Source organism: Actinophytocola sp. (assembly GCF_036402745.1).
Classification (GTDB): Bacteria; Actinomycetota; Actinomycetes; order Mycobacteriales; family Pseudonocardiaceae; genus Actinophytocola.
Genome location: NZ_DASWSJ010000169.1, coordinates 1 through 3,783, shown reverse-complemented (window position 1 = coordinate 3,783; position 3,783 = coordinate 1). Strand labels below are relative to the sequence as shown.

Here is a 3,783-nt window from a genome sequence, read left to right as displayed (position 1 = left end):
CGTATCCAGGAGGAATCTGGTGAGGACCCCTATCGAGGACGTCGACCTGCTGGTGATCGGCGGTGGCAAGGCCGGCAAGACGCTGGCCATGGACCGGGCGAAGGCCGGCCAGCGGGTGGCCATGGTCGAGCGCGGCATGATCGGCGGCAGCTGCATCAACGTCGCCTGTATCCCCACCAAGGCGCTGGTCGCCGCCGCCCGGGCGCTGCGCAGCACCCGCCGGGCCGCCGAGTTCGGCATCCGGATCGGCGAGCCGGAGGTGGACTTCGCGCTGCTGCGCGCACACAAGCAGGGCGTGGTCGAGGGCATGGTGGCCATCAACCACAAGCAGTTCCTGGACTCCGGAATGGACCTGGTAATCGGGCAGGCGCGCTTCACCGGCCCCCGGACCGTGGAGGTGGCGCTGGCCCACGGTGGCACCCTGATGCTCCGCGGGGCCGACGTCGTGATCAACACCGGCACCCGGCCGGCGCTGCCGCCCATCCCCGGGCTCGCCGAGGCCAGGCCGCTGCAGCGAGAGCCTGCTCGAGCTCGCGGCGCTACCGCGGAGCAGGAACGTCCTCGGCGGTGGGTACATCGCCCAGATCCTGAACACCTTCGGCGCCCGGGTCACGATGCTGGAGCGTGACCCCCAGCTGCTCGGCCGGGAAGACCCGGACATCGCCTCCGCGGTGGCGGAAATCTTCGCCGGCGAGGGCATCGACGTGCGCACCGGAGTCGCGGTCAGCCGGGTGACCCGGAATGCCGACAGCTCGGTCACCGCCGTCCTCGCCGACCACGCCGAGGTCACCGCCGACGAGCTGCTGCTGGTCGCCGTCGGCCGAGAGCCGGTCGCCGACACGGAGCTGGACACCGCCGGCGTGCGGCTGGACGAGCAGGGCTTCGTCGCGGTAGACGACGAATTGCGCACCACGGCGGAGCACACCTGGGCGGCCGGGGACGTCGCCGCCACCACCCCAGGGCCCGCACCGCGCGGGAGACCGCCGGAGTGTGGAAGGCCGTGGTGGACGCGCACACCGCGGAAATCCTCGGGGTGGCGCTGCTCGGGCACGAGGCGGGCGAGGCGCTCACCACCGTGCAGACCGCCATGCTCGCCGGCCTGCCCTACACCGCGCTGCGCGACATGGTGATCACGCATCCGACCATCACCGAGGGGCTCAACCTGCTCTTCGCGGCGGTCCCGGACTGACCGGCGCGGACCGGGGTGGGCCGCCACTACCGAACCAACAGCTCTGAAAGGGCGCCCGACGGGCTGAGACTTCGCCGCCGCCCATCGCCTTGATCCCCCTCCCCGCCGATCATCAGACCCGGAAGGTAAGTCCATGCCACTGCTGTACTTCGACGTCATCGAGGGCCGACACCCTGGTGAGATCAAAACGCTGCTCGACACAGCGCATGCCGCCATGGTGGAGGCGTTCGAAGTGCCCGAGCGGGACCGGTACCAGGTTGTCAAGAGTCACCCCGCCGGCGAGATCGTCGCACTCGACACCGGACTGGGCATCAATCGGTCCGACCAGCTGGTAATCATCCACTTGGTCAGCCGCAGGCGCACCCGCGCGCAAAAGGAGAGACTTTACGCGCTGCTGGCCGAGCGGCTGCGACGCGACTGCGGTCTCGACCCGGCTGATCTGATCATCTCGTTGACCGAGAACGATGATGAAGATTGGTCGTTCGGGTTGGGCCGAGCTCAGTTCCTGACCGGAGAGTTGCACTGATCGCTCGCCGCGCTCCCAGGATTCAGAGGAGGCGCCATTCATATCGCTCGAGATCAGTACCGGTACCCGGTTGGTACTTTGGCGCACCACTCGCCCAGGCGTCGACGAAGACCGCCGCTGCCCTGTGCACTGCGGCCGCGGACGGCTCGACGTTCCAGGCGTGGTGCGTGCTGTCCGGCCCGATCGACGTGGCGCGCGCACCCGGCAGCCACACTCTGCCAAGCCGCACCCCGACGACCACTCCCCGGACGCCAAGTACCAACACCACCAATGTCACAACGCGTGACCGACTCGGCGGCCTGCTCCACGAATGTCAGCAGGTCGCATGACGTACGCCGAGTTTTGGGAACTCACACGCTCGTTCACACCCAGCCGAACGAGAAGCAGGTAGGCGACAAGGGTATCGATGGCCTCGCCTCTGTGAGCACTGCAACCAGCACTTCCCCCACATTCCCTGGCGCGACGCGGGTCCACCGGTCCGCGCTGGCGTCGGTCCCGGACTCCACCGTCGTCCCCGCCGCCGCGGAGGTGGATCGCAACGGTGCCTTCCCGCGCACGGGCGTCGACGCGCTCGCGGTCGTCGCGACCCGCGACGCCCCCGCGATGTGGCCGGGCCGCCGGCGCTGCCGGCGCCGCATACTGTCCACGAAGCGCTCGGCGATGGCGTTGGGCCGCCCAACACGCGCTGGATCGCAATCCGCCGCTGCCCCGACGACAGTTGGCGCCGCTGCCCCGACACCGGACTCGGGCGCCGCGCCGCATGATCGGGCACCCGCCGGATCCACACCGCCCGCTACCAGCTCGCGCTATCGGTGTCGGCGGAACGCATCAGGTCGTAACGCTACCGCAATGCTCGATCAGCCCAGCATTGGTTGCGGAGGGTGCGGGCAGCAGCCGTCACCGGCCGCCCTGGGCCCCCAGGTCGGGGTGTCCAGCGACGATCTGAGCGAGAGCGAGGCCCGCAGGCGCGACCGCCCTGCGCGGCTGGGCCCTACCATGCTGTGGTCGGCGACACATTCACACCGCGCTGCATGCACGTCGCCCGTGCCGAGCACGCCACCCGGCTCGTCCTGGGCGCTGGCCCTCGCAGCCGGCCGGCCCAGTTGCCGACGGGACCGGGCACCGGCGCTACCGCCACCCGCGAGACGGGAAGGGCGACCTTGACGTATACATCGACATCCACGAAGCCCACCACGACCCGCCGACGCCCGCCTGCCCTGTGGGCGGGGCTCTCTCCGCGGCGCCGGCTCGCCGGGGCGCTGACCGGGCTGGTTGTGCTTCCCCTACTGACCCTGGGCTTGGCCCAGCTTCGCGACGTCGTGAGCCTGCCCAGCCAGATGCTGCTCTACCTGCTCGCCGTCGTGGTGGTGGCGCTGGTCGGTGGGCTGGTGCCGGCGCTGGCCGCCGCGGTCGCGGCCGCGGTGCTGCTGGACTACTACTTCATCCCACCGCTGTACGACATCGCCGTCACCGACCCCAACGAAGTGGTGGCCGTGGTCGCGTTCCTCCTCGTCGCTGCCGCGGCCAGCGCGGTGGTCGGCCTGGCCACGCGCCGCCGCGAGGCCGAAACCCTCGCCACCGCCAACGCCACGAGCCGCGAGGAACTCCGCCGGCTCGCCGACGAGCAAGCCGCGTTACGTCGCGTCGCCACGCTCGTCGCCCGCGGGGTGCCACCGGCCGAGGTACTCGCGGCCGTCGCGCACGAGGTCGGCAGCGTCCTCGGCGCCGACGGAACGAACATCCTCCGCCTCGATCCGGACGCCGCGACGACCGTCGTGGCCCGCGTCGGCGCATACCCCGCCGAGTTCCCGATAGGAAGCCGCTGGACGCCGCAGCCACCGCTGGCCCTGGCGGCGGTCCTGCACACCGGCCACCCGGCCCGCATCGACGACTTCAGCCCCGCCTGCGACCCGTACGGCGACGCCGTCCGCCGGCTCGGACTTCGGTCGGGAGTCGCGGCGCCGATCGTCGTCCAGGGGCATCTGTGGGGCGCGATCGCCGTCGGAACCCGGCACGAGCGTTTCCCGCCCGACACCGAACAACGCATAGCGGACTTCACCGAACTCAT

General features: G+C 70.8%; 3 protein-coding genes and 1 pseudogene. All 4 read left to right on the top strand.

Annotated features, from left to right (window positions below):
* Window positions 1-88 precede the first annotated feature (88 nt).
* A pseudogene (locus tag VGD70_RS16895) lies at window positions 89-908 on the top strand (FAD-dependent oxidoreductase); the annotation flags it as partial.
* Entirely contained in the window at window positions 902-1,189 is a 288-nt protein-coding gene (locus VGD70_RS16890; RefSeq protein ID WP_331082422.1) for a hypothetical protein, read from the top strand. The pseudogene VGD70_RS16895 and the gene VGD70_RS16890, both read left to right, overlap by 7 nt.
* 133 nt (window positions 1,190-1,322) lie before the next feature.
* Complete coding sequence (locus VGD70_RS16885; RefSeq protein WP_331082420.1) at window positions 1,323-1,715, top strand: tautomerase family protein; 393 nt, start codon at window positions 1,323-1,325, stop codon at window positions 1,713-1,715.
* A gap of 1,298 nt (window positions 1,716-3,013) precedes the next feature.
* Window positions 3,014-3,783, top strand: a 770-nt coding sequence (locus VGD70_RS16880) for a GAF domain-containing protein (RefSeq protein WP_331082419.1), incomplete at its 3' end; no start/stop codon positions are given.

Coding starts and splice junctions, on each gene's coding strand:
- VGD70_RS16885 (WP_331082420.1), top strand. CDS start 1,323: ATGCCACTGCTGTACTTCGACGTCATCGAGGGCCGACACCCTGGTGAG.